Here is a 24,162-nt window from a genome sequence, read left to right as displayed (position 1 = left end):
TAATCTATTTTATAATCATTCGTTTGCTATCTACTTTTACATTATTTACTATTAATGTATAATGATAAACTCCAACAGGTAATCTATCGCTATTAATATTTAATTCAGCTTCACCACGATCTTCTAAAGCAATTTTTGAAATTACTTTTCCAACACCATCAGTAAAAATGATAGAAGCATTATTTATATCGTGTGGCAAATAGTATTTAATAGTTGAAGTACTACTAAATGGATTTGGAATATTTTGATATAATTTCGGACTCTTTTGTCTTGGTTGAGTATTACCACCAACAGATAAAGTAGCATCACAAGCACAATTTTCAATAGTTTCTATACGAGATAATACATCTGTCATTTGAGATTGTAATCTTGCAAGTTGAATTTGTGCTGTAGTTAATTCTGATTGTAAGTTAGAAACAATAGGAGCTAAATCTACTGATACAGAAGCACCATTTTCAATTTCTATTGTTAAATCTGTACCTGATAATGTTGCCGCAGTTAAGTTTTGACTATCAGAGTTTACATATGCAGATAAATCTATTGAGTTACCATTACGAATACTTAAATTATTATTTATTAACTCTAAAGTTTGATTATCAGTTCCAATTCCATCCTGAATACTTGATAAATCAACAGTATTTCCATTTTCAATACTTAAAGTGGTCCCAGAAACTGCCAGTGTCTGAGAATCTGTTGCAGTTCCGTTTTGTAAACTAGATAAATCAATACTATTTCCATTAGCAATGCTTAAAGTAGCTCCAGATAAAGATAATGTTTGACTATCAGTTCCAGTTCCATCTTGTAAACTAGCTAAATCTACTGTATTTCCGTTAGCAATACTTAAATTCGTTCCAGATAAAGCAATTGTTTGTGCATCTGTATTGTCTAAATATTTAGCTAAGTCAACATCAGTAGCATCGTTAGTTAATCCTAAAGTATTTCCAGTTAAAGTTAAATCTTGATTGTCAGTTCCAGTTCCATCTTGTAAACTAGCTAAATCTATTGTATTTCCGTTAGCAATACTTAAGTTCGTTCCCGATAAAGTAATTGTTTGCGCATCTGTATTATCTAAATATTTAGCTAAATCAACAGATGTAGCATCGTTAGTTAATCCTAGAGTATTTCCTGTAAGAGTTAAATCTTGATTATCAGTTCCAGTTCCATCTTGTAAACTAGCTAAATCTACTGTGTTTCCGTTAGCAATACTTAAGTTCGTTCCGGATAAAGTAATTGTTTGCGCATCTGTATTATCTAAATAACCTGAAAGATCTACAGTTCCTGCGTTTCCAGAAATACTTAATGTGTTAGTTGCTAACGATAATGCTTGACTATCTGTGTTATCTAAATATCTAGCTAAATCAACAGTAGTAGCATCGTTAGTTAACCCTAAAGTATTTCCAGTTAAAGTTAAATCCTGATTGTCAGTTCCAGTTCCATCTTGTAAGCTAGATAGATCGATTGTATTTCCGTTAGCAATACTTAAGTTTGTTCCAGAGAAAGCAATTGTTTGTGCATCCGTATTATCTAAATAAGAAGAAAGATCTACAGTTGCAGCATTTCCAGAAATACTTAATGTGTTCGTTGCCAATGATAACGCTTGACTATCTGTGTTGTCTAAATATTTAGCTAAATCGATAGTTGTTGCATCATTCGTTAATCCTAAAGTATTTCCTGTAAGAGTTAAATCTTGATTATCTGTATTATCTAAATAAGAAGAAAGATCTACAGTTCCTGAGTTTCCAGAAATACTTAATGTGTTTGTTGCTAACGATAACGCTTGACTATCTGTGTTATCTAAATACTTTGCTAAATCGATAGTTGTAGCGTCATTAGTTAATCCTAAAGTGTTTCCAGATAAAGTTAAATCTTGATTATCCGTATTATCTAAATAAGAAGAAAGATCTACAGTTCCTGCATTCCCAGAAATACTTAATGTATTTGTTGCTAACGATAATGCTTGACTATCTGTGTTATCTAAATACTTTGCTAAATCGATAGTTGTCGCGTCGTTCGTTAATCCTAAAGTATTTCCTGTAAGAGTTAAGTCTTGATTATCAGTATTATCTAAATAAGAAGAAAGATCTACAGTTGCAGCATTTCCAGAAATACTTAATGTGTTTGTTGCTAACGATAACGCTTGACTATCTGTGTTATCTAAATACTTTGCTAAATCGATAGTTGTCGCATCGTTCGTTAATCCTAAAGTATTTCCAGATAAAGTTAAATCTTGATTATCCGTATTATCTAAATAAGAAGAAAGATCTACAGTTCCTGCATTTCCAGAAATACTTAATATGTTCGTAGCCAACGATAATGCTTGACTATCTGTGTTATCTAAATACTTTGCTAAATCAATTGTAGTGGCATCATTAGTAAGCCCTAAAGTATTTCCTGTAAGAGTTAAATCTTGATTATCCGTATTATCTAAATAAGAAGAAAGGTCTACTGTTCCTGCGTTTCCAGAAATACTTAATGTATTCGTAACTAACGATAATGCTTGATTATCTGTGTTATCTAAGTACTTAGCTAAATCAACTGAAGTAGCATCATTAGATAAAGCTAATGTATTGTCTGTTAAAGTTAAGTCTTGAGCTAAATCAGATAAATCTACATCTTGATTTAATCCAAATGATAAAATTTTATTCGTGTTATTGTATTTAGTTTGCTTAAAAATAGCACCAATATCTATATATCTAGCACCTCCATTCGGATGGTCAATTCTTAATGAATCTCCGGAAATTCCTCCTCCAATAATATCATTTAGCTGTACTGTATTTCCATTTCCGATAGATAATAGACCAGTATCGACATCGTAAGACAAATTTCTAGATGTCCAAGTTAATGCTCCAGAACCATCTGTAACTAATACTTGATTAGCAGTACCATCTACAACTGGAAATTCGTAATTTCCTGCTATGTTTAAACTATTTGCAATTTGCATTTTCCCTTCTGTGCTAATTGCAGCTACAGGAGGTGCATTATAAGGTCCCCAAGTCCAACCATTACTAGTTGAAGTACTCATAGAGTTTTTGATACTTACACCAGTAACCGGACCGTAATCGTAATTCGCACTTCCTCCGTATGAAATTTTATAACGTTCACTGTTATTAAATTCTACTCCATTAGTTTCTCCAAAATTAAATCGTACTACATTATCTCCCATATTTAAAGTAGTAGTAGCAGTATGATTTCCTAAATTATCAGCTAATAAAGTAACCCATTCAGTTCCGTTCCAAGAGTATAGTAAGTTTTCGTCTGTATCATAAACGATTAAACCAGCTTCAGTTTCTCTAATTCCAGGAGAAGTTGGTACCGTAGGAAAGCTTGGTTGCATTGCTGTTCTTTGTGCAGTTGTCATACGGTTTACAATTAAACCTTTATTTGTTCCAGTTAAATCTAATGAAGCAAATTCGTTTGGATCACTTGTACCTATTCCAACTCGTACAGGGTTTACATCTCCACCTAAAATCATTGCATTTGCTGAAGAAGTTGTAGCTCCATTACCAATAGTAATAGAATTACTAGCATTTACAACAGCATTATATCCAATGGCAATATTATTAGTTGCTTCAACAGCACTAGGCGTTGGACCAGTAGGAGAACTATCTATGATATCATTTGATCGTGCTCCATATCCAATAACAATGGCTCCATTATTTTGAGCAACAGTATTAGCACCAATTGCCACAGCTTGTGTATTATCAATATCTACAGCTCGTCCAATACCTACAGCATCAGATTGTGAAATATTAGATTGATATCCAATTCCAACAGAATAATCACCATTATTAGTAGTAACAAATTGATATCCCATACCAATGGCTCCAGTGGCATCTGCCATATTTCCTTCGTTACCAATTCCAATACCAAATCTACCACTACTGTATGAATAGTATCCCATGGTGATTACATCATTTTGGGCAGCAATTGCTTGAGAACCAAAAAATGTAGTTCTATGACGAATAGTATTTCCTCTAAAACCAGTGAAATCTCCTGAAGATGTTATTCCTGCAGCTCTTCCATATCCTGAAAAAGCTCCAAAACCAGCATTATCTTGACCTTCTCTGTTAGAAGCTCCAGATAAAAAACCAACATAAGTATTACGATTTGCATTTGTGGTACTGTTAGTTCTATTATTATCCCAACCAGACATGGCCCCAACAAAAGTGTTGAAATCTGCCCATTCTGTTGCAGGACCTGAAGCAGCTCCTATCATAGTATTATAAATTCCATCTCCAATATCAATTGCAGAAGAATCTCCGATGGAAGTATTATGATGCCCGTCATCTACATCGCTCATGGCTTCACTACCTACAGCTGTATTTCTGTATCCAACGTCAGCAGAAATTCCGGCTTCATTACCAACAAAAACATTTTTATAACCTGTAGTGTTGCTCATACCAGCATCTTCACCAATAAAAGTATTTTCATATCCAGTCGTATTTTTCGTACCAGATTCTTCACCAACAAAAGTATTATCGTATCCAGTAGTATTATTTTCTCCAGATTCGGTTCCAATAAAAGTATTGTCTCCACCTGTTAATGTTAATCGACCAGCTTCTTCTCCTATAAATATGTTGTCAAATCCAGTAGTATTTGAATACCCTGCCATGTAACCAATAGCAACCATTCCTATTGATCCGCCAAAACTACTAGTACTATTAGCATTCTTACCTGCTCCAAATCCAAAAAATGTTAATCTAGAAGTAACTGTAGCAGCCGAACCAGTACTATCACCAAACATGGTATTATAATCGCCAGTTGTAATACTAACTCCTGATCCTGTACCTTGAATTTCATTAAGGGTTTGTGCTTCTGTTTTTACTGAATAGAAAACAGAGAGAAAAAAAACTATTAAAGGGAATAATTTTTTCATGTGAATTGGGATTTTAAATTCTGTTCAAATAAATTAAATATTAAAGGATTACACTTATAATTATACCGGACAAAAAACGGACAAAACATATACTGTTGTTTTTCAGTATTTTGTGTTGATGTTTTGTTTTTGTTGTTTGCAAATTATAAATGTGCCTATTTATAGAACAGTTAACTCTTTAAGTACCCTGTTTTTTTAATCCACTTTTTTTTAAAAATAATTTAGAAGAAAAATTTTTTATCTTTTAGATGGAAAAAACTTATATCTTTTAACGCGAACCATAGTGCATAAAATGAAGAAAAAAGAACAAATTATTGGTTGGTTATTGTTCACAATCGTGTTTGTGATTTACGTTATTTGTTCGTCGCATACGATTTCTTTTTGGGATAGTGCCGAGTTTATTTCTAGTAATTATAAATTGCAAGTAACACATCCTCCAGGATCACCTTTTTACATGTTAATTTGTAATGTAATTATGGGAGTTTTTCCATTTGTCAGTGTTGCCTTTTTAAGCAACATTATTTCTGGATTTTTCGGAGCATTAACAGTAATGATCGTGTATTTTATTACAATAATTATTACTAAAAACTCTATTCGAAATTCTGAACTTTCAACAAACACATTTCTACCAATTATTAATGGAATTATAAGTGGATTAACATTGGCATTTATTCATAGTTTTTGGATTTCTTCTACAGAAACAGAAGTGTATACTTTATCTTTTTTATTGTTAGTTACAGTTTGGTATTTAGCCATGTTGTGGCTAGAAACTACAGATAGAAAAAGAGCGATTAAATTATTGTTTTTAATAGCACTTTTACTCGGACTTTCATCAGGAGTTCACTTAATAAACATATCTATAGTAATACCAATTTCACTGATATTTATTCGAAAGAAGTATAAATTTTCATTAAAAAATATAGCAATCGGTTTAGGTGGTGGTGTATTTCTATTTTTATTGATATATGGATTCGCAATTCAAGGATTTTTAAAAGCTGCGTTACAACTGGATATATACTTTGTAAATACATTAAGTTTTCAGGTAAATAGTGGATTATTAGTACTGTATTTGTTGTTTTTAGTAATCTTTTTTGTAGTGTTTTGGTTATCAATAACTAAGCATTATAAAAAACTACTTCTAATAAGTGGTTGTTTGCTGTTTTTTTACATTGGAATCAGTCCGTATGGAGCAAGTTTAATTAGAGCTAACGGCAATACACCAATTTCAAATAATCCTTCAAACAGTTTAGAGTTACTCAAGTATATAAAAGCCGAACAGTTTGGTGTGAGTACTATTCCTTTGTTAAAAGGATATTATTTTAATGCACCTTTAGATAAGAATAGACCTTTGGTTAACGGAAAACCAAAGTTTTATTATGATCAAGAAAAAAAGCAATATATTGAAGTTGATGACGGAGTTTTAAGTCAAGAAAACTTCGCTAGAGAATTCAGTACTTTTTTTCCTAGAATGTTTAGTACAAAACCTGCTGATATTTCTGGTTATAATACATGGACAACGGTTAAAGGTGAATCTATTGTTTATCCAATAATGGATAAAAATCAGAAAATATATAAACCAACATTTAAAGAAAACTTGAGTTTCTTTTATAATTATCAAGTAAACTGGTTGTATTTAAGATATTTATTTTGGAATTTCACTGGTAAACAAAATGATAATAAAGGAGCAGGAACAATTCTTAACGGAAATTGGATTAGCGGTTTCGAGTTTTTAGATGCGAATAGAGTAGGGGAATCGTCTAAGATTCCTAAGTGTTATAAGAATGATTTAAGTAAAGATGTTTACTATTTTTTACCTTTTATTTTCGGACTTTTAGGTTTGTTTTTCCTTAGGAAAAGTCCAGTACATTTCTTTACTTCATTATTGTTCTTTTTCACTTTTGGTTTAGGAATCACATTATACGTAAACCCAACACCTTCGAGTATTTTAATTAGAGAACGTGATTACATTTTTATCGGTTCTTTTATTCCGTTTTGTATTTGGATAGGTTTGGCTGTAACACAATTATACCAATGGTTTTCTTTCATTTCAAATAAAAAACTTTTAACAACTGGAGTTTCTATATTAGTGTTAATTGCAGTACCAGCACAACTTCTGGTAAAAGGTTGGGATGATCATAATAGACAAAACGATACTTTCGCGAGAGATTTTGCTAAAGGATATTTAGATTCTTGTCCGCCGAACACGATTTTAATTACGAATGGAGATAATATGACATTCCCGTTATGGTATTTGCAAGAAGTTGAAAATTATAGAACAGATGTAAGAGTTGTGAATTTCGATCAGTTGAATTTAGATTGGTATATCGAAAAGTTAAAGTTAACGATGAATACTTCAAAAGGAATTAAAATTTCACTTCCGAAGCATATTTACAAAAAAGATCCGCAAGAAGTTTTACCATTACAAAAAGAAACAAATCAACCTGTCAATTTAGATATGTTGTTTCAATTTTTAGCGAATCCGAAATCAGCAAAAACGATTTATAACAAGCAAATTCATTATATACCATCAGATGTGTTTTCTATTTCTGTGGATACATTGCAATTTGCTAAACAATTAAATACGGATAAACTACAATTAAAGCTTATTGATAAAATTAACTGGAAATACTCAAAAGATATTTATGGAATAAATGATTTAAGTGTTTTAAATATCGTTCAAGAAAATATTAACGAAAGACCAATTGCTTTTGCAATAAATGGAAATACAAATCATTATGTTGGCTTAAAGCAATTTACAATTCAGAAAGGAATGGTAGAGTTATTGGCGCCAGTAATTAGAGCTAAAAACGGATTGAATCCTAAAATTGTAGATACAGAAACATCATATAGTTTATTTAAACAAGATATTCATTTTAAGGATTTTATTGATACAGATGTTTTTATAGATTATGAAAATCGAGCTTATGCGCAGCAAATTTTAAGACGAAATTATTACTTCTTGGCGCAAGCATTATTAGAAGAAAATCAAGTTGAAAAAGCTAAAGATATTTTAAATACAAGTGTTCAAAGTTTTCCTAATGCTACGGTGCCGTTTAAACAATATGCCTTTGCAATTGGAAAATTATACTTCAGAACAAATGCTCCACAAAAAGGAGAAGAGATTTGTTTAACAGCAATTAAGAACCTTAAAGAAGAGTTAGAATGGTTGATTTCTTTTAATCCACCAAATCCTATTATAAATGTTCGATATGCAAATAGATTGAAAACAATGTATTTTCAAATGATTCATCAGTTTTCCGATCTGAATTTAGAAAAAGGAAGCACACTTAAAGAAGATGCAAAAGCTATTGAAGTTAGATTTCAAAAATGGTATAATACAAACTGGCCTTATTAAATATACATGTTAAAATATTTTTTCTCAACAGAAGTTACATCTTCCAAAATAATTTCAGATCGACCTTTATATCTCAGAACTAGAAAAGCTTACGAAGTTGTAAAAGATTTAATTAAGGGAGATACACTTGAAATTGGTTGTGGTGAAGGTTATGGAGTAGCAATTTACCATTCAAAAGTATCTCAACTTACACTTATAGATAAATCTAGTTATTCGGTAACGTCATTAAAAGGTAAATATCCAGAAGCAGATGTCATTCAGCAAAGAATTCCACCATTAAAAAATATACTCGATAATTCTTTCGATTCTATAGTTTCTTTTCAAGTTATAGAACATATTAAAAACGATGCGTTGTTTTTAAGTGAAATTTTTAGGGTTCTAAAACCAGGAGGAAAAGCTTTTTTAACCACACCAAATGCAGATAAAACCATAGTTAGAAATCCATGGCATTACAGAGAATATAAACATGAAGAATTGAAAAGAGTTTTAAGTAAGGTATTTACTAATATTTCCATAAAAGGAATTGAAGGGAATAGTAAAACAGATGTGTATTATAGAAATAACGAGGCTTCTGTATTAAAAATTTTGAAGTTAGATGTTTTCAGTTTACATGAAAAATTACCTGCTTGGATACTCAAAATTCCTTATGAATTATTGAATAGAATGAATAGAAAAAAGCTTTTAAAACAACACAAATCAGAAGTTATTGATATTAATTCTGAAGATTATACGTTAAAAGCTTATTCAGTGAAAACGCTAGATTTCTTTTGCATTTTAGAAAAGTAAGAAAATAGAAAAACAAAAAGACTCTCCATTTGGAGAGTCTTTTTTTAATAATCCCAGATAATTAGAAAACACGAACAACATTAAATCCAAAAGAGATATCCCCTTTACTCCAATCTCCTTGTGCTTTTGTTAAGAAAGCACTATCATTACTTCCTCTAGCATTTGAAAATAATAGTTGAAAAACATGTCCTCCAGTTTCAATATCTACACCCAAAGTCAACGGATTATTATATATAGAGTTCTTGTTTTTATTAAAGTTGTAGGCGTAATCAAGGTTAATACTCATACGTTTACTAACTTTTAAACGACCTCCAATTCCCATTAAAAACTGATTATGATTTCGTTCTTTTGTAGCATTTAAATCTTGTAAATTTTGTCGAACAAAAGAAGGAGCAACTTGTAGAGACAAGTTTTTAGAAACTCTACGAGAAGCCAAAAGTTGGAAGGTATAACTCATGCGATCACCAAATTTTAAATTAGGGTAATTCGATTTTTTTATTTCTGAGTTAATATCTGCACTAGCATAACCAACAATGTTTAAAGGAAACTTATTGGATTGTTTTGTTAGTCCAAATTTGATAGTACCAGAATAAGTTTTTTCAAAGCTATCTCTGCTTAATCCTAATTGAATATGATCCCAAAAGCTATATAATAACTGAATTTTAGTATTAGCTTGATCTAATCCAAAGAATTCATCAATTCCATCTTTTAGAGATCCAAATCTATGGGCAACAACTAAATATAAATCTCCTTTATCAGCAATTTTAGTCGATTGTAAATTACCTATTTGCATGGCTTTAAAAGCTGGTAAATCGAATTGTTTTACATCTTTTGTAGCGTTATCAAGTTCATTTAGTAAATCATCCTGTGCATTTATCTGTAAAGTAGCTAACAGCATGATTAGAAAAGCGTTTATTTTAGTATACATTGATTTAGTTTTAGTTCTTCTAGTAAATCATCGTATCCAACGACACGACCTTTTATTGTAATTTTTTGATTCTGACTAAGAATTGATAATTTTTCAACATGTTTTAACTGACAGAAAATCTGATTGTCTAGTGTAATTCCTTTAGTGTCAATACCTGTAACTTGTCCAGTTATTTTAATAATCTTAGTGTTCCATTGCTTAAAATCGAGACTTGCTTTTTGTAAGAATTCTATAGCATTTCCTGTGTATACAGGAACAAGATTTTCAATTGTTTTATGAGGTTTATATGTGTATTTATACCCCAAAAAAACAATAAGAGGGAATAAGCCAATTCCTACCAAGAGCTTATTTTTTTTCAGCCAATTCATAGTTGATTTTTATATTTATTTTCTCTGCAATCTTCTTACGTACAATACTTGGAATTTCAATTCCGAAATCTTGAGGTTGTACAGAAAAATTACTCGAAAGTTTTATAATATTATCTTCAATAGAAACCTTTGCAATAGTGTTAATTTCTTTTTTTATTCCACGAATAGTAAGTGTACCTTGTAGAGGAAAATCTTTTTGATTTTGTAAGTTTTCTAATGAAAAACTACTGAGTTTCCCTCTAAAAGTAGCTTTTGGGTATGTATCAGAATCCATATAATTTTCATTAAAATGCTCTTGCATTAAAGCGACTTTAAACTGAAAAGCGCTAATAAATAATTGAACTGCAATATCTCCTGTGGCTACATTTATAATTGTAGTAGAACTATTGTTTACGGCTTCCACAGGTTCGAAAGCTTCAACTGAGGCTTTGAAATGAGTTGTACCTGTTCTTGTAAAATATTTTTGAGCTACTACTAATTGTGAAATCAGTAATAGAGTTATAATGATTAATTTTTTCATGATTTTTCTTTTTATTCGATGTAACCTCCAGCTCTCCATTGATCGAAAAGCGCTCTTCTATCAGCAGCTAAAAGTCCACTTTGTGGCATTGGGTTTGCCGCGTCGTTGATACGAGGAATTAAAGTTCCTGTTTCCGAAGAATTTCTAACTTGTTCATAGGTTTCTAAAATCAATCCATTTCTTGGGTTTACAGAACTATGGCAAGTCAAACAATTTCCTAAAATAATAGGCTGTATATCTTGTGTATAAGTAACTGTTCTGTTAATAGGGTTTTGACCTACAAGTGGAATTTCAGCAGTTGTACAATTAACAAGTATCATCGTGCAAACGATTAAACATAATTTTTGAATGATTTTCATAAGATTAATTTTGAATATCGATATTGGTTACGTCTTCAATTTTATTTTCAAGTGGAGCTATAGTTATTTGTTTTGAAATACTTGTAATATCTCCTTGACCAGCTGCTCCGTTACTATCTTTATCAGATACAATAGTTAAGTAATAAGTTCCAGGATGTAAATAAGTGAAAAGAAAATTATTTTCTCCATTTTCTAAAGTTGGGAAATGAAGCAAAGTATCAAAAGCTCCAGCAGATTGAGTAAAATACCCATCAGTATCTGTTAAGGGATCTTTAGATAAATAGACTAACAAATTATCGGTAGTAATGTTTGTGTTTCTAGTAATATTTACGGTTAGTGTTCCTAATCTTGGATGATCAATTATAGTATAAGGATCGCTGGATTGTGGAGCTAATTCATAAACATTATTATTGCTTTGAGAAGCTAAAAAAGTTGCTGATTTAGGAGCAGTTCCTTGCTGATCAACATGTAAATTCTCTGTAACAAATCCATTTGCAAAATCTAAACCTTGATCGATTGTGTTTTGAGGAAAGTTAGTTGCGTTAGCAGCAGTTTGAGCAAGTTCGAAGTGCATCTTTTTTCCCTTAAAAGTCATATGACGTGTAGGAACTCTATTTCCTAAATTACTTGTGTAAGAATTAAAATATAAACTATCGTTTTTAAATCGTAATTCCATGTACATGATGTTATCACCACCAACAGCATCTACTAAACGATAATATTTTCCTTCAGAATTTCGATTTTCAACTTTGTCTAAAACAAAATAACTTGTTCTATAAATACCACTCAATAAACCACCATTACGAGCCATAATAGTTCGTTTTCCTTTATAGTTCGTAACAAAGAAAGAAGTGAATAAATTACCAAGTGTTCCACCTTCATGAATTCCATGAATGTGAGAAGGAGAAATTGCTCGATAATCCCAAGCAAACCAAGGATAATCATCAGCAATAACTTTATTAGATCCTACCCAATGTCCTTGCATTTTTTCAAGAAAATCAAATCCATCTTCAATAATATCAGCAGGTTTTACTTCAGCAACAGGATTCGTTGGAATTGTAGGTGTAGTTCCACCAGTTATATCTCTACTATTATCGTCGCAGTTTGTTAAAAATAGAGCGGTAAAAGCTCCTAAAATAATAAGTCTTTTTTTCATAAATTATTTAGTGTTATTGTTTTCTAGTCCAAGTTTCGATTAAAGGTGTATTTCTTATGTATGTAGTTACTTCTAGAGTATCGTTATGTTTTACTTTAATTTTATAGTTCTGAGTAGCAGTTTTTGTAGCACCAGATACAGCATCAACATAACATTGGTTTTTATATTTAAGATCTTTTATAAAGATGTCTTTTTTAGTTTTTGTTTCATGTAACACAGTAGTACCATCGTTGTAATACAGAAGTTTTCCTATAATTTTTTTATTGACTTTTTCAATTTTATAAGTTGCTTTATAGTAGTTGCTATTGGTTTTCCATATTCCAAAAACTCTTTGGTCAATTTTTGTTGAACAAGCCGTTAAAATGATTGTTATGATTAATAAAAATTGTTTCACTGTTTAAGATTTTTAATGCTGAGGCAAAATTGTGAAGGATGAGAAAAAGTTTTTTTGATCTATGTCAAAATCATGTTTTTCCTTGTTTTTTGATATAAATCAAAATGGATGTATAGTGGCATTTATACTTTTGGCGAAAAGTTTTTTAGATGGAAAAAATTAAACAGCGTTGGGGAATAGAAACAACAAGAGAACTCTTAATTATCTTTTTTATATTCTCAATAACAGGCTCTTCATCAGTTATAATTGGCAGACCGATTTTAAAAGCTTTAGGCTTAACTCTAAATAATGTGCCAGCAATAGTATATTATCCGTTATTTATAATTGCTAGCTTTATATTTTATCAGCTCTTTTTAGTTGCTTTTGGTTGGATTTTCGGTCAATTTCAATTCTTTTGGAATATGGAAAAGAAGATGCTTAAACGATTTGGAATATCAATTTAAAATCGAGTGAAAAATAATGGATAAGTGGAAAACAATACTAGCATTGATATTACTAATATTAGCTGTAATTTTTGAATGGGATTGGTTTTGGGCATTATTTATACTAATAGGTTTAGTTCATATTATTAGAAGTGAAGAAATTAATTTTGTAGAATCTGTAACTAAAAAAGAACATCCTAAACTATATTGGATTATGATTTTTATTTGGTCGTTTTTGGCTTTGTTTTCAATGTTTAATTATTTGGTGTAATTTGATATAAATATTCAAACTGGAATGCGACTTTTTGCCTCTTTAAATATATTGGTTTGATTATAAGTTTAATAATAAAAGTGATTGTAAATTTAACAATTTAGAGAAGTTTTTTAATTTCTAAAAGAGGTATCTTCGTAGCGTTAAAAATTGTTATTAATTAATTGCTAAATACCTTTTCTTATGAGAAACCTCGTATTGATCATGTTATATGTATCAAGCATTACTGTATTATTCAGTCAGGACCTACCAAATGTAGTCCCATCAACACCAAACGTAGCATCGTTTGATCGTTATTTAGAAACTCCAGTAAACTATTATACAGGAGTTCCAAGTATAAATATTCCCTTTTATTCGGTTACGGAAGGAAACATTAATGTACCTATATCACTATCTTATCATGCAGGTGGTGTTAAGGTTGAAGATGTGGCTTCTTGGGTAGGAACGAATTGGAGTTTAAATTCAGGAGGAACAGTTAGTAGAATAGTTAAAGGAAAACCAGACGATATGAAAACTTTTGGTTTTATCCATACTACTAAAACTTTAGAATCATCAAGAGATTATGTTGCATATCAATTTGGAGACTTTTTTTCTCTTCTTGATCAAAGTATGGCATCGCAGAGTCTTGATTTTTTTAATAATTATGATACTGAATCTGATATATATAAATTTTCTTTTCTTGGATATAGTGGTACTTTTTTTTATAATCAAAAACAGAAGATTTTTGTTCAAACACCTTATTCAGATATAAAAATAGAACCAAAATATTCTAGTATTTCGAAAGAAATTCTGGGATGGGTTTTTACAGTGCCTAATGGAATGAAATTTTATTTTGGAATCAAAAATGATGGAACCTATGTTGCAACTGATAAAAACAGAAGTTCTGTTTCATTTTCTGTCGATCAAAATGGAGATGATTCAGTAAATTCTAATTTTATACCAACACATACTATGACTTGGCATTTGGTTGAAATTATTTCACCAAATAATAGAACTGTAAATTTTAAGTATTTTAAATACGAACCTAATACCCAAACTTTTTCTAGAAGCGGTGATAGTGAAATTATAAATCATAGTTTATCTGATTATAATAGGTTTAGTCAATCTGTAGTTGGAGTTTTTCAAGACCAGTATTTTATTAGTGAAATTGAATGTTCTAATGGGAGAGTAATCTTTGAGCGAGAGAGTGTTAAAAGAAAAGATCACGATTCTTATGCTTTAAAATCAATAAGTGTTTTAGATAAAAGTAATAATTTAGTTAAACGATTAAAATTAAATTATTTTTATTCTCAATCTAGTAATGCACCTAATAATTTAGATTATTTAGGAGATGCTCAAAAGAGAAAATCTAGATTATTTCTTAGTGAAGTATATGAAGAGAACGTTACAAATTCGAATCAAATAGAAAGATTACCATCTCATATTTTTTCGTACAATGATCCAAATGCTCTTCCGTCCAGATTTTCGAATGCTCAGGATTATTGGGGTTTTTACAATGGAAAACATACAAATCAAAATTTAATACCTAAATTAAAATTACCTACTTTTTCTAATTTTTTAAGTATTGGTTCTTATTATCGAGGATATTCTGACAGATCTGTAGATACTATAATGGCAAAAAAAGGTGTTTTAAAAGAGATAACTTATCCAACAGGTGGTAAAGTGAACTATGAATATGAAACTAATACGGTTTCAGAATTAATAGGAGCATTTTCTAAAAAACAATATTATACTGGTAATTACAATTATAATTTAAGTAATAGATTAAAAAACGGAAGTGTTTTATTTGAGAAGTCAAATACGAATAAAGTAAATGATATTCTATATGAAAAAGTCTTCACTATTCCTGCTAATTCTGTAGGACCTGTTAAAGTTAATGTAAATATCTTAACAGGATGTAGTACATCGATAGATACTAATCCATCTTGCGAGTATAGATTAAGTATTAAAGGTATTTCTAATCCAAGTTACAACTATGTGTTTTCATCAAAGCTTTTTGATTTAGATTTAGTACCTGGAACTTATAAAATAGTTGCTCAAGGTAGTACAACTTTTGCTGGAGGAGGTCTAGGTACAATAGATGGAGTTGGTGGAACAAGTCCATCAGCTAACTTTAGAGTATACATGTACAATTATTATGATGAAACTCCAGACCATCTTAATGTTGGTGGATTACGAGTAAAAAAAATAACACTTACTGATGAAAATAATGTGCAAAAAACAGAAACCTATAGTTATAATAAGTTCGGTTCTACATTAACAAGTGGATTTTCATCAAACAATCCATTCTTTTTCGATGATTATGTAATCGCAGAAAGAAAAAGAGCAACTAGATTATCATCAAGTAGTATGTCTTCTTTATTTTTTGAAAATAGAGGAGTAATAAGCTACGAAAATATAACAAAAACTGTTAGTAATACATATAAAACAGAGTATACATTCTCTAAACCAGAGATTTATCCGCATATAGAAAGCACTACTCATGAGAGTATGCTTAAAAACATACCTAATATTCATTTGACATGGAAAGAAGGACATCTTTTAAAAGAGGTAGCGTATAAGAAAGATGGGAATCAAATAAATTCAAACTATACACCAGTAAGGCAACAAATTAATAATTACAGTAGTTATGGTCAATTACAATACGATTTTATTGGAGTAAAACTTATAAAAGATCCGCAGCTAAATGCATATAGGTTTGCAAAATATTTAGGTTATAGTGAGTGGTATAGATTAAAATCAACAGTTATAACAGAAAAATTTGATAATACAGATATTATACAAAGAATAGAGTATAAACATTCTTCAAGCACACCATCAATTGTTAATCAAGAAAAAATAACAAATAGTAAAGGTGAAATTATCACAACCAATAGAAAGTTTGCACACGATTTTAATAATACTAGATTAATATCACAAAATCGTATTTCAGAACCATTACAAGTTGAAACTATAAAAACAGTAGGTGTAAATTCTACAACTTTAAGTAAACAAAATACGATTTATAAAGATTTTGGAAATAGTATTTATATGCCAGAAAAAGTTCAAACGAGTAAAGGAAGTCAAATTTTAGAAGACCGAGTAGTTTTCCATAGTTATGATAACAAAGGGAATCCGACCGAGGTAAGTAAAAAAGACGGGACTTCAGTAGTTTATATCTGGGGATACAATCAAACGCAGCCTATTGCTAAAATAGAAGGAGCAACCTTAAGCACAATTCCGTCAGCTACAATTACAAATCTTCAAACCTTATCGAATAACGATAATGATCGAAGTATTAATACAACAGGATCAGAAGGCGCTTTACGTGTTGCATTAAACAACCTACGTAATTTAACAGCTTTAAAAGAAGCATTAGTAACCACATTTACTTACGATCCATTAGTTGGAGTAACAAGTATTACTGATCCAAGAGGTGAAACAATTTATTATGAATATGATGAATTTAATAGACTAAAGTTGATTAGAAATTCAGAAGGTCATATTGTTACAGAACACCAGTACAACTACAAAAACTAAAGATGCAATGAAAAAGATATTCTATATATTATTACTAGTTCCTGTTATCGTATTCTCACAGAATACGAATGAGAACTATGTGGTTACAAAAGCTTATAAAGAAGCGAGAACCACACCAATTACAGGTCATGACAAAAATAAGGTTATGACTACCATTCAATACTTTGATGGTTTAGGCCGATTAAAACAGAGTATTGGATTAGAAGCAGGAGGAAATACAGTTTCTTCTAATGTAATTCCGTTAGATTGGACATCAGGAAACACAGGCTCTACTGATTTTTTCAATAGAATTGGTATAGATTCAGAAAATAGAATCGTTTCAGGAACGACACCTTTTGGAGATACCGACTTATTATGGGAGTGTATTCCAAACGCAGCAAGTGGTCCAGATGGAGGATGGAATACTGATTATTTTAAGATTGACAATACGAAAAGTTATCGTTACAGTATTTGGGTTAAGAAAAATAAAACTGGTATTACTGCTCAAGGTAGAACATACCATGGAATACAGAATGTGGATAATCTAGATGGAAGTGCTAATGGAAACCCATATTTTACTCATCTCTTATTACCTGATGCTAATACTTGGTATTTATTGGTTGGAGTTGTACACCCACATACATATAGAGGTTCAAATACAGGCATAAGCGGCGTGTACGATGTTAATGGTAATAAATTGGCAGGCGGTAACGAATTCAGGTGGAGATCAGATAATACACAAACTCGTTTACGTAATTATTTATTTTACACTACTGATACTACAGTCCGTCAATATTTTTGGAGTCCATTATTTCAAGAGTTAGATGGTAGTGAGTTACCTTTAGATGCTTTAAAGAATCGTCCAACTACTTTAGTAGGAGAAGAGCAAATAAATGATATTGTTACTCATGTGAGTTATGATAATTTAGGAAGACAAACCAAAGAATATTTACCATTTACTAATGGGGCAAACAATGCAAACCTTCGTACGGGCGATGTTGAATTAGCCACTCAATCATACTATGGCAAAAAATATGCTAAGGATTTTGCAGGAGTAAGTTTACCTGGAGACATCAATGCATATTCAGAAAAAGGATTTGAAAATTCACCTTTAAACCGAGTAATGCAACAAGCAGCACCGGGAACAGATTGGAAATTAGGTAATAATCATGAAATTCGATTCGATTACCAAGCCAATCTAGGAAATGAAGTTCGTAAATATTATATAACGACTTTTTTTTCTGACAATCTATATACTCCAACATTACAATTAAATACTGCAAGTAGTAATAATAACGGATATTATAAATTAGGAGAATTAAGTAAAACGATTACCAAGGATGAAAACTGGACTTCAGGTTTAGATCATACTACCGAAGAGTTTAAGAACAAACAAGGACAAGTAGTTTTAAAACGTACATACAATAATAATCAACGACACGATACATATTATGTCTACGATGATTATGGTAATTTAACTTATGTATTACCACCAAAGGCAGAAGGAACAGTAGCTAAGCCATCAAGTACGGTTTTAAGTGAATTATGTTATCAATACAAATACGATAATAGAAACCGTTTGGTTGAAAAGAAAATACCTGGTAAAGGTTGGGAATATATCGTTTATGATAAATTAGATCGTCCTGTCTTAACTCAAGATCCTAATTTAAAAGTAAAAAACCAATGGTTATTTACCAAGTACGATAAACTAGGTAGAGTAATCTATACTGGTTATACTTTTAATACATCTTTCAGAAAAGACATGCAACGTTATGCTTGTACTGGAAATTACACTCAATTTGAAAAACGAGAATTAACTTCTCAATTAAGAGGAAACATAAATCTATTTTATACAAGTACATCTATTCCAACAGCAGTAACAGAAGTTTACACAGTAAACTACTATGACACTTATGTAGATTTACCAAGTGGTTTATCAGTTACAGTAACTACGAGTTATGGTCAAACTTCTACAACAAGAACTAAAGGATTAGCTACAGTGACTAAAGTACGAGTTTTATCTACTAACGATTGGATCACAACAGTAAGTTATTACGATGAAAAGGCTCGTCCTATTTATGTGTATTCAAAGAATGACTATTTAAATACAATAGACATTGTTGAGAATAAGTTAGATGATTTTACAGGTAAAGTTTTAGAAACAAAAACTACTCACAAAAAAACAGGAAAGGCTGATATTATTACCGTAGATCGATTCGAGTATGATCATATGGATCGTTTGGTAAGTCAAACACAACAGGTAAATGATCAAATCTCAGAACGAATTGTAAAGAATAATTATGATGATTTAGGTCAATTAGAGAGTAAATTAGTAGGAAACGGAACCAAAGCTGGATATAAAGATGTCACAAGTGGTATAACAATTAATAATAATACTATAACCAAAACAGCTGCTCAAGGTTGGTCTCATGGATTAGCAACTCAAGGAAATATCAATGGAAATGGTTATGTGGAGTTTATAACTAATGTAGGGCATAAATTTTATATGGTTGGTTTATCTCAAAATAATACCAATGCATCATACACAACAATAGATTATGCTATTTATATAAATGGTCAAAGTTCTGTGAAGGTTTATGAGTCAGGAGGAAGTAAGTTAGTTTTAGATAACTTTAATACACCGGGATCTGTATTTAGAGTTGAACGTGTTGGAAATAAGATTCACTATAAAAAGAATGGAGAAACATTTTATATTTCAACAAAAACATCTTCAGGTACTTTATTAGGGGATATTTCTATTCACTCAACAGGAACAACTATCAAAGACTTTAAGATTGTAGACAACAGTAAAGGATTACAAAAGGTTGATTATAAGTACAATGTTCGTGGATGGTTAACAAATATCAATGAAGATGTGCATAATGACAATGATTTGTTTAACTTTAGAATCAAGTATAACGATAGTGATGTGGAGTTAAGTAAGCGTTTATATAATGGTAATATTTCTCAGACTAGCTGGCAAACTGCCAATGTAGATAACAGTAAAAAGACTTACAATTACTCTTATGATGCACTGAATAGAATCTCAAGTGCTATCGACAACACAGGACGATATAACCTGAATTCTGTAAATTACGATAAGAACGGAAATATTACTTCACTTCGACGTCAAGGTCCGAGGAATATTCAAGCGACTATTTTTGGAGATATGGATAAGTTGACTTATGATTATGATAGTGGAAATAAACTTAAAAAAGTTACAGATAATACAAGTTTAGCTTACAGTGGTCATTATGGTTTCAAAGATGGAAATACTTCAGGAGATGATTATACTTACGATGCCAATGGTAATATGATTACCGATGCAAATAAAGGTATAGTAAATATTGATTATAATCATTTAAATCTTCCTGTTTTCGTAGAGTTTGAAGATGGTGGCATTGAATATTTTTATTCGGCTATTGGAGAGAAGCTAAGAAAAATAGTATCAAATGAACATCCTTATGATTTGACAATTAACTATGCAAGTAATTATATCTATGAACAAAGAGATAACAATGAAGAAACTTTACAATTCTTCAACCATGCAGAAGGTTACACACAACCTGTCATTGCGAGCGGTAGCGCGGCAATCTCATCATTTGATTACGTATACCAATACAAAGATCATTTAGGAAACATACGCTTATCATATACAGATAATAACGGAGATGGTAATATTACCCAAAATGAAATCGTAGAAGAATCTAATTATTATCCTTTTGGATTGAAACATAAAGGCTATAATAATATTACTAACTCGCTTGGAAATAGTACGGCGCAGAAGTTTGGGTATAACGGAAAAGAACTTAATGAAGAGTTAGGTCTACAATGGCATGACTTTGATGCTCGTAATTATGATGCTAGTTTAGGTAGGTGGATGAATATTGATCCTCTTGCTGAAGAGTTTTATGAATGGTCTCCATATAACTTCGTATATAATAGTCCTATTAGATTTATTGACCCAACCGGAATGGGACCTCAGGATGTTATTATTAATGGAGAATTAGCGGACGAAGCTTTTAGTCAACTTCAAAAATCAGTTAGTTCTGAATTAACTTTGACAATAGATAAAAAAGGAAAAGTTAGGGCGACAGTTAATGAAGGAGTTACTTTAGAAGAAGGAAGCGCAGCATCACATCTTTTAAAAGCAACAGAGGATAGTAAAAGAATAGTTAACGTTGATGCAACTGATAAAAATACTGTTGCTAAGAGTGGAAATCTTTTTACAGGAGGAGCATTTGGGGGAAGCACTGTTAATGATGATGGAAGTATAACAGCCACTCAAACAGTAAATCCTAATCATACAAAAATTAAAGAAGATTTTATTGGTCAGAAAGAAGGAGTAACAATTCTTCATGAAGTAGTGGAAGCATATATAGGTGCCGTTGAATCACCAGGAGCTAAACCAAATAGTCAAGAATATGTATCTGCCCACAAAAAAGCAAATAATTCAGATTCTAGACGAAATATTAGTTTTGGCTATAAGCCTGAAATAAGTAATGTAAATTATACTACATTGAGAGGAGATGTCACAATGTATGTTACCAAAGGTAGAAAGAGAAAAGTTTTATATAAAGAGAAGAATTTTAAATTACAGAAAAAATAGAAATTATGTATTCCAAAAAAATATTCCTATTTACTATTTTAATTATTTTGCCTGTATTAGCTTTTTGTCAAAAAAAAGAAAAATTTAATATTTTAAAGATAGATTCGACAGATACAAGTTACCTTCTTAAAGTAAAGAAAATTGAAAATTCAGTTAAGGGAGTTATTATAATCCCTAAAAGCAATAATAATCTTAAAGAGATTAATAAAGTTAAAATATATGATAATATAAAAATTTTGGTGAATGAGATAGACTTAAATATTACAAAATCAGATTCTCTGTTTTCTCCAGATATTGAAGGTAAAAAGATTTGGAAGGATAGCGAATATTTTTCTGTTTTTATAACTAAAGAGTTAAAATGCAACATGCAAAAAATAAACTAGATAGGTAATGTAGTAAACAGGGTCATATTAAAAAATATGATTTTAAATAATTAAAAGTCTCCCCGCTAGCGCTCGAATGTCAAATTAGCGGCTAGCGCTCGATTCTATCGAGTGCCGTTTACGAGTAAGTTAATAGAGTTTTACTTTTATATAAGCCACGTTATTTTAGTATAGCGTGGTTTTTTGTTTTTAAGAATATGCTTGTTTGGCTTTGTAGTCTCTAATTACAAGATCAAGAAACTTTATTACTATTAGCTTGTCATCTCCCGTCATATCTTGAATTGTTTCAAATCGATTTAATAAGTCTTTATCTTTTATAGTTATGATATCATCACTTAATAAAGCGTCGGCAGATATTGCAAGTGCATCTGCTATATTTTTTAAAGCATCAGCAGGCGGAATACTACTTCCTAACTCATATCTCGATAAACTCTTATTATTTACCCCAGAAAGTTCGGCTAACTCATTTTGAGAAAAACCCTTTTGTTGTCTATATAATCGTATACGTTCTGCTATAGTCATTATTGAGAATTAGAATCTTTTTACACCTCTTTAATGCGAATATAAGACAAAATCTAGTCGTAAAAAATAATAAATCTTATATAAGTCTTTGTTAATGTTCTCGAAATAGTTACTTTTGAGACAAATATGAGAATAGTAATTTTTTAATCTTTTAAGATGACTAAACTTAATACTTCCAATCCAAACAATTACAAATACACCACAAAACACTTAGAAGTTCATGTATTAGGCGGTTTAAAGCTAAATAAACTAGAGAGTTTACGCGTAACGCTCAGCATACAAAAGTTAAAGTCAACCAATATTTTACGCCACTCCATAGATTTATACAACGATACTCAAGTAGAAAAGTTTGTTAGAAGAATAGCCGAACGCTTAGAGATTGGAACTAGTATAACAAGAAAAGTATTACAAGAATTAACACACGAATTAGAGAACTACAGATTTTTACTGCTTAGCAAAGAGGAACAAGCTAATAAACCACAATACAAAACTTTAAATGCCAGTGAACTGCGAGCCGCAGAGGCATTTTTAAAGAAGGGGAATTTGCTAAAAAGAACAAATGAGTGCATCGGCAAAAGCGGAGTAATCGGTGAGTACACTAACCGCTTGCTGATGTATCTCATATTTACAAGCAGAAAAACTAACAATCCGTTACATTGTATTAGTTTAGGAGGTAGCGGAGTTGGAAAAACACACTTACAATCTAAGGTTGCAGAGCTAATACCCGAAGAAGACAAAGTAGAAATAACAGTACTCTCAGCCAATGCTTTTTATTACTTCAATCGTACCGAATTACAACATAAACTTATTTTAATCGAAGATTTAGACGGCGCAGAAAGTGTGTTATATCCACTACGAGAATTACAGTCTAAAAAGAGAATTACCAAAACGGTTGTACATAAAGATAGAAAGGGAACAACAAAGACGATTCATTTAACGGTTGAAGGACCAGTAAGTGTATCGGGTTGTACCACACAAGAAAGTGTTTATGAAGATAATAGTAATCGTAGTTTTTTGCTGTATATCGATGAAAGCGAGGAGCAAGACAAACGTATTATGAACTATCAGCGATTAATAAGTGCAGGTAAACTCAATGAAGAAGAACAAATAGAAGCTAGAGAATTACTAAAAGATGTACAAAGAGTACTCAAACCTATTAAGGTAATCAATCCTTATGCGGAACATTTAGAGTTACCACAATCCGTGTTTAAACCAAGAAGAACTAACTCACATTATTTACAATTTATAGAAGCAATTACCTTTTACAAACAATATCAAAGAGAACAACACGTAAATGAAGAAACAGGCGAAATGTATATCGAAACCACAATTGAAGATATCGAAGAAGCTAACGAATTAATCACAGAAGTTTTACTTAGAAAATCAGATACGATAACAGGAGCATGTAGAGATTATTTAGAGAAGTTGAAAAGATATTTATTTATAGAAAACAAAACAAGTTATACTAGCTCAGAAATACGAAAAAACCTACGGATAAAAGAAACTACATTACGCCGTTATCACAAACAACTTTTAGAAGAAGGTTATATCAAAAAAGTCAAAGGAAAGAAAGGTCAATTATATCATTATGAAATTATAGATATTAATGAATATACAAACCTTAAAGATCAAATAAGTAAGGCGTTACAAGATTGTACAGATCAAATCAACCTTGTTAACTGAGTTTGTCGAAGTTCGCTACTTCGCTATAGTTC

Annotated in this window: 16 protein-coding genes; 8 read left to right on the top strand and 8 right to left on the bottom strand. The window is 30.9% G+C overall.

Translation table 11 applies throughout. The features are described from left to right. Nucleotides 1-4: 4 nt before the first annotated feature. Nucleotides 5-4,876 carry a hypothetical protein gene (locus Q1A15_RS20505; protein ID WP_299628243.1) on the bottom strand — a complete coding sequence of 1,624 codons (4,872 nt, stop codon included), beginning with the start codon at nucleotides 4,874-4,876 and terminating at the stop codon, nucleotides 5-7. A 292-nt stretch (nucleotides 4,877-5,168) separates the two neighbouring features. Here Q1A15_RS20505 and Q1A15_RS20500 point away from each other — a divergent pair, with 292 nt between their 5' ends. Both Q1A15_RS20500 and Q1A15_RS20495 read left to right on the top strand, forming a co-directional pair. Next, a complete protein-coding gene (locus Q1A15_RS20500; protein WP_299628241.1) occupies nucleotides 5,169-8,231 on the top strand; it encodes a DUF2723 domain-containing protein in 3,063 nt (1,020 codons plus the stop codon). Between the two features lie 6 nt (nucleotides 8,232-8,237). Beyond that, nucleotides 8,238-9,017 carry a class I SAM-dependent methyltransferase gene (locus tag Q1A15_RS20495; protein WP_299628239.1) on the top strand — a complete coding sequence of 260 codons (780 nt, stop codon included), beginning with the start codon at nucleotides 8,238-8,240 and terminating at the stop codon, nucleotides 9,015-9,017. Nucleotides 9,018-9,078: 61 nt separating this feature from the next. On the opposite strand, the gene Q1A15_RS20490 is transcribed toward Q1A15_RS20495, so the two are convergent. Genes Q1A15_RS20490 through Q1A15_RS20465 form a run of 6 tightly spaced genes read right to left on the bottom strand, consistent with a single transcriptional unit; the run spans nucleotide 9,079 to nucleotide 12,742 of the window. Next, on the bottom strand, nucleotides 9,079-9,945 hold the full coding sequence (locus tag Q1A15_RS20490) for a DUF5777 family beta-barrel protein (protein ID WP_299628237.1): 867 nt from the start codon (nucleotides 9,943-9,945) through the stop codon (nucleotides 9,079-9,081). Then, entirely contained in the window at nucleotides 9,930-10,313 is a 384-nt protein-coding gene (locus tag Q1A15_RS20485; protein ID WP_299628235.1) for a hypothetical protein, read from the bottom strand. The genes Q1A15_RS20490 and Q1A15_RS20485 overlap by 16 nt, the downstream gene beginning before the upstream one ends. Continuing rightward, on the bottom strand, nucleotides 10,291-10,833 hold the full coding sequence (locus Q1A15_RS20480) for a YceI family protein (protein WP_299628233.1): 543 nt from the start codon (nucleotides 10,831-10,833) through the stop codon (nucleotides 10,291-10,293). Before Q1A15_RS20480 ends, Q1A15_RS20485 begins: the two co-directional genes overlap by 23 nt. Before the next feature lie 11 nt (nucleotides 10,834-10,844). After that, nucleotides 10,845-11,153, bottom strand: a complete 309-nt coding sequence (locus Q1A15_RS20475) for a hypothetical protein (RefSeq protein WP_299628231.1) — start codon at nucleotides 11,151-11,153, stop codon at nucleotides 10,845-10,847. A gap of 43 nt (nucleotides 11,154-11,196) precedes the next feature. Further along, nucleotides 11,197-12,348: a hypothetical protein gene (locus Q1A15_RS20470; protein WP_299628229.1), complete on the bottom strand. Its 1,152-nt coding sequence runs from the start codon at nucleotides 12,346-12,348 to the stop codon at nucleotides 11,197-11,199. A gap of 13 nt (nucleotides 12,349-12,361) precedes the next feature. Next, a complete protein-coding gene (locus tag Q1A15_RS20465; protein WP_299628228.1) occupies nucleotides 12,362-12,742 on the bottom strand; it encodes a hypothetical protein in 381 nt (126 codons plus the stop codon). 149 nt (nucleotides 12,743-12,891) lie between these two features. Here Q1A15_RS20465 and Q1A15_RS20460 point away from each other — a divergent pair, with 149 nt between their 5' ends. The 5 genes from Q1A15_RS20460 to Q1A15_RS20440 all read left to right on the top strand — a co-directional run bounded on the left by Q1A15_RS20460 (nucleotide 12,892) and on the right by Q1A15_RS20440 (nucleotide 21,925). Beyond that, the gene (locus Q1A15_RS20460) at nucleotides 12,892-13,185 is read left to right on the top strand and encodes a DUF6787 family protein (protein WP_299628226.1); all 294 of its coding nucleotides are present in this window, start codon (nucleotides 12,892-12,894) and stop codon (nucleotides 13,183-13,185) included. Between the two features lie 16 nt (nucleotides 13,186-13,201). Further along, complete coding sequence (locus tag Q1A15_RS20455; RefSeq protein ID WP_299628225.1) at nucleotides 13,202-13,435, top strand: hypothetical protein; 234 nt, start codon at nucleotides 13,202-13,204, stop codon at nucleotides 13,433-13,435. A 183-nt stretch (nucleotides 13,436-13,618) separates the two neighbouring features. Further along, nucleotides 13,619-16,954 (top strand): RHS repeat domain-containing protein, encoded by a 3,336-nt coding sequence (locus Q1A15_RS20450; RefSeq protein WP_299628223.1) that lies wholly within the window; start codon nucleotides 13,619-13,621, stop codon nucleotides 16,952-16,954. Nucleotides 16,955-16,961: 7 nt separating this feature from the next. After that, nucleotides 16,962-21,542 (top strand): DUF6443 domain-containing protein, encoded by a 4,581-nt coding sequence (locus Q1A15_RS20445; protein ID WP_299628221.1) that lies wholly within the window; start codon nucleotides 16,962-16,964, stop codon nucleotides 21,540-21,542. Between the two features lie 5 nt (nucleotides 21,543-21,547). Continuing rightward, complete coding sequence (locus Q1A15_RS20440; RefSeq protein ID WP_299628219.1) at nucleotides 21,548-21,925, top strand: hypothetical protein; 378 nt, start codon at nucleotides 21,548-21,550, stop codon at nucleotides 21,923-21,925. A 189-nt stretch (nucleotides 21,926-22,114) separates the two neighbouring features. Here Q1A15_RS20440 and Q1A15_RS20435 read toward each other — a convergent pair whose 3' ends face one another. Continuing rightward, nucleotides 22,115-22,447, bottom strand: a complete 333-nt coding sequence (locus Q1A15_RS20435) for a helix-turn-helix transcriptional regulator (RefSeq protein ID WP_299628217.1) — start codon at nucleotides 22,445-22,447, stop codon at nucleotides 22,115-22,117. 156 nt (nucleotides 22,448-22,603) lie between these two features. Here Q1A15_RS20435 and Q1A15_RS20430 point away from each other — a divergent pair, with 156 nt between their 5' ends. Continuing rightward, complete coding sequence (locus Q1A15_RS20430; protein WP_299628215.1) at nucleotides 22,604-24,130, top strand: hypothetical protein; 1,527 nt, start codon at nucleotides 22,604-22,606, stop codon at nucleotides 24,128-24,130. Nucleotides 24,131-24,162: the final 32 nt, after the last annotated feature.

The sequence above is a fragment of the uncultured Tenacibaculum sp. genome (assembly GCF_947495995.1).
Lineage (GTDB): Bacteria > Bacteroidota > Bacteroidia > Flavobacteriales > Flavobacteriaceae > Polaribacter.
This window is presented reverse-complemented; position numbering and strand designations above follow the sequence as displayed.

Bases quoted from the DNA above. Each gene is read 5' to 3' on its own strand.
- Q1A15_RS20430 (WP_299628215.1), top strand. From the start codon at position 22,604: ATGACTAAACTTAATACTTCCAATCCAAACAATTACAAATACACCACA.
- Q1A15_RS20450 (WP_299628223.1), top strand. From the start codon at position 13,619: ATGAGAAACCTCGTATTGATCATGTTATATGTATCAAGCATTACTGTA.
- Q1A15_RS20435 (WP_299628217.1), bottom strand. From the start codon at position 22,447: ATGACTATAGCAGAACGTATACGATTATATAGACAACAAAAGGGTTTT.
- Q1A15_RS20480 (WP_299628233.1), bottom strand. From the start codon at position 10,833: ATGAAAAAATTAATCATTATAACTCTATTACTGATTTCACAATTAGTA.
- Q1A15_RS20495 (WP_299628239.1), top strand. From the start codon at position 8,238: ATGTTAAAATATTTTTTCTCAACAGAAGTTACATCTTCCAAAATAATT.
- Q1A15_RS20445 (WP_299628221.1), top strand. From the start codon at position 16,962: ATGAAAAAGATATTCTATATATTATTACTAGTTCCTGTTATCGTATTC.
- Q1A15_RS20470 (WP_299628229.1), bottom strand. From the start codon at position 12,348: ATGAAAAAAAGACTTATTATTTTAGGAGCTTTTACCGCTCTATTTTTA.
- Q1A15_RS20505 (WP_299628243.1), bottom strand. From the start codon at position 4,876: ATGAAAAAATTATTCCCTTTAATAGTTTTTTTTCTCTCTGTTTTCTAT.
- Q1A15_RS20455 (WP_299628225.1), top strand. From the start codon at position 13,202: ATGGATAAGTGGAAAACAATACTAGCATTGATATTACTAATATTAGCT.
- Q1A15_RS20440 (WP_299628219.1), top strand. From the start codon at position 21,548: ATGTATTCCAAAAAAATATTCCTATTTACTATTTTAATTATTTTGCCT.
- Q1A15_RS20475 (WP_299628231.1), bottom strand. From the start codon at position 11,153: ATGATACTTGTTAATTGTACAACTGCTGAAATTCCACTTGTAGGTCAA.
- Q1A15_RS20485 (WP_299628235.1), bottom strand. From the start codon at position 10,313: ATGAATTGGCTGAAAAAAAATAAGCTCTTGGTAGGAATTGGCTTATTC.
- Q1A15_RS20460 (WP_299628226.1), top strand. From the start codon at position 12,892: ATGGAAAAAATTAAACAGCGTTGGGGAATAGAAACAACAAGAGAACTC.
- Q1A15_RS20500 (WP_299628241.1), top strand. From the start codon at position 5,169: ATGAAGAAAAAAGAACAAATTATTGGTTGGTTATTGTTCACAATCGTG.
- Q1A15_RS20490 (WP_299628237.1), bottom strand. From the start codon at position 9,945: ATGTATACTAAAATAAACGCTTTTCTAATCATGCTGTTAGCTACTTTA.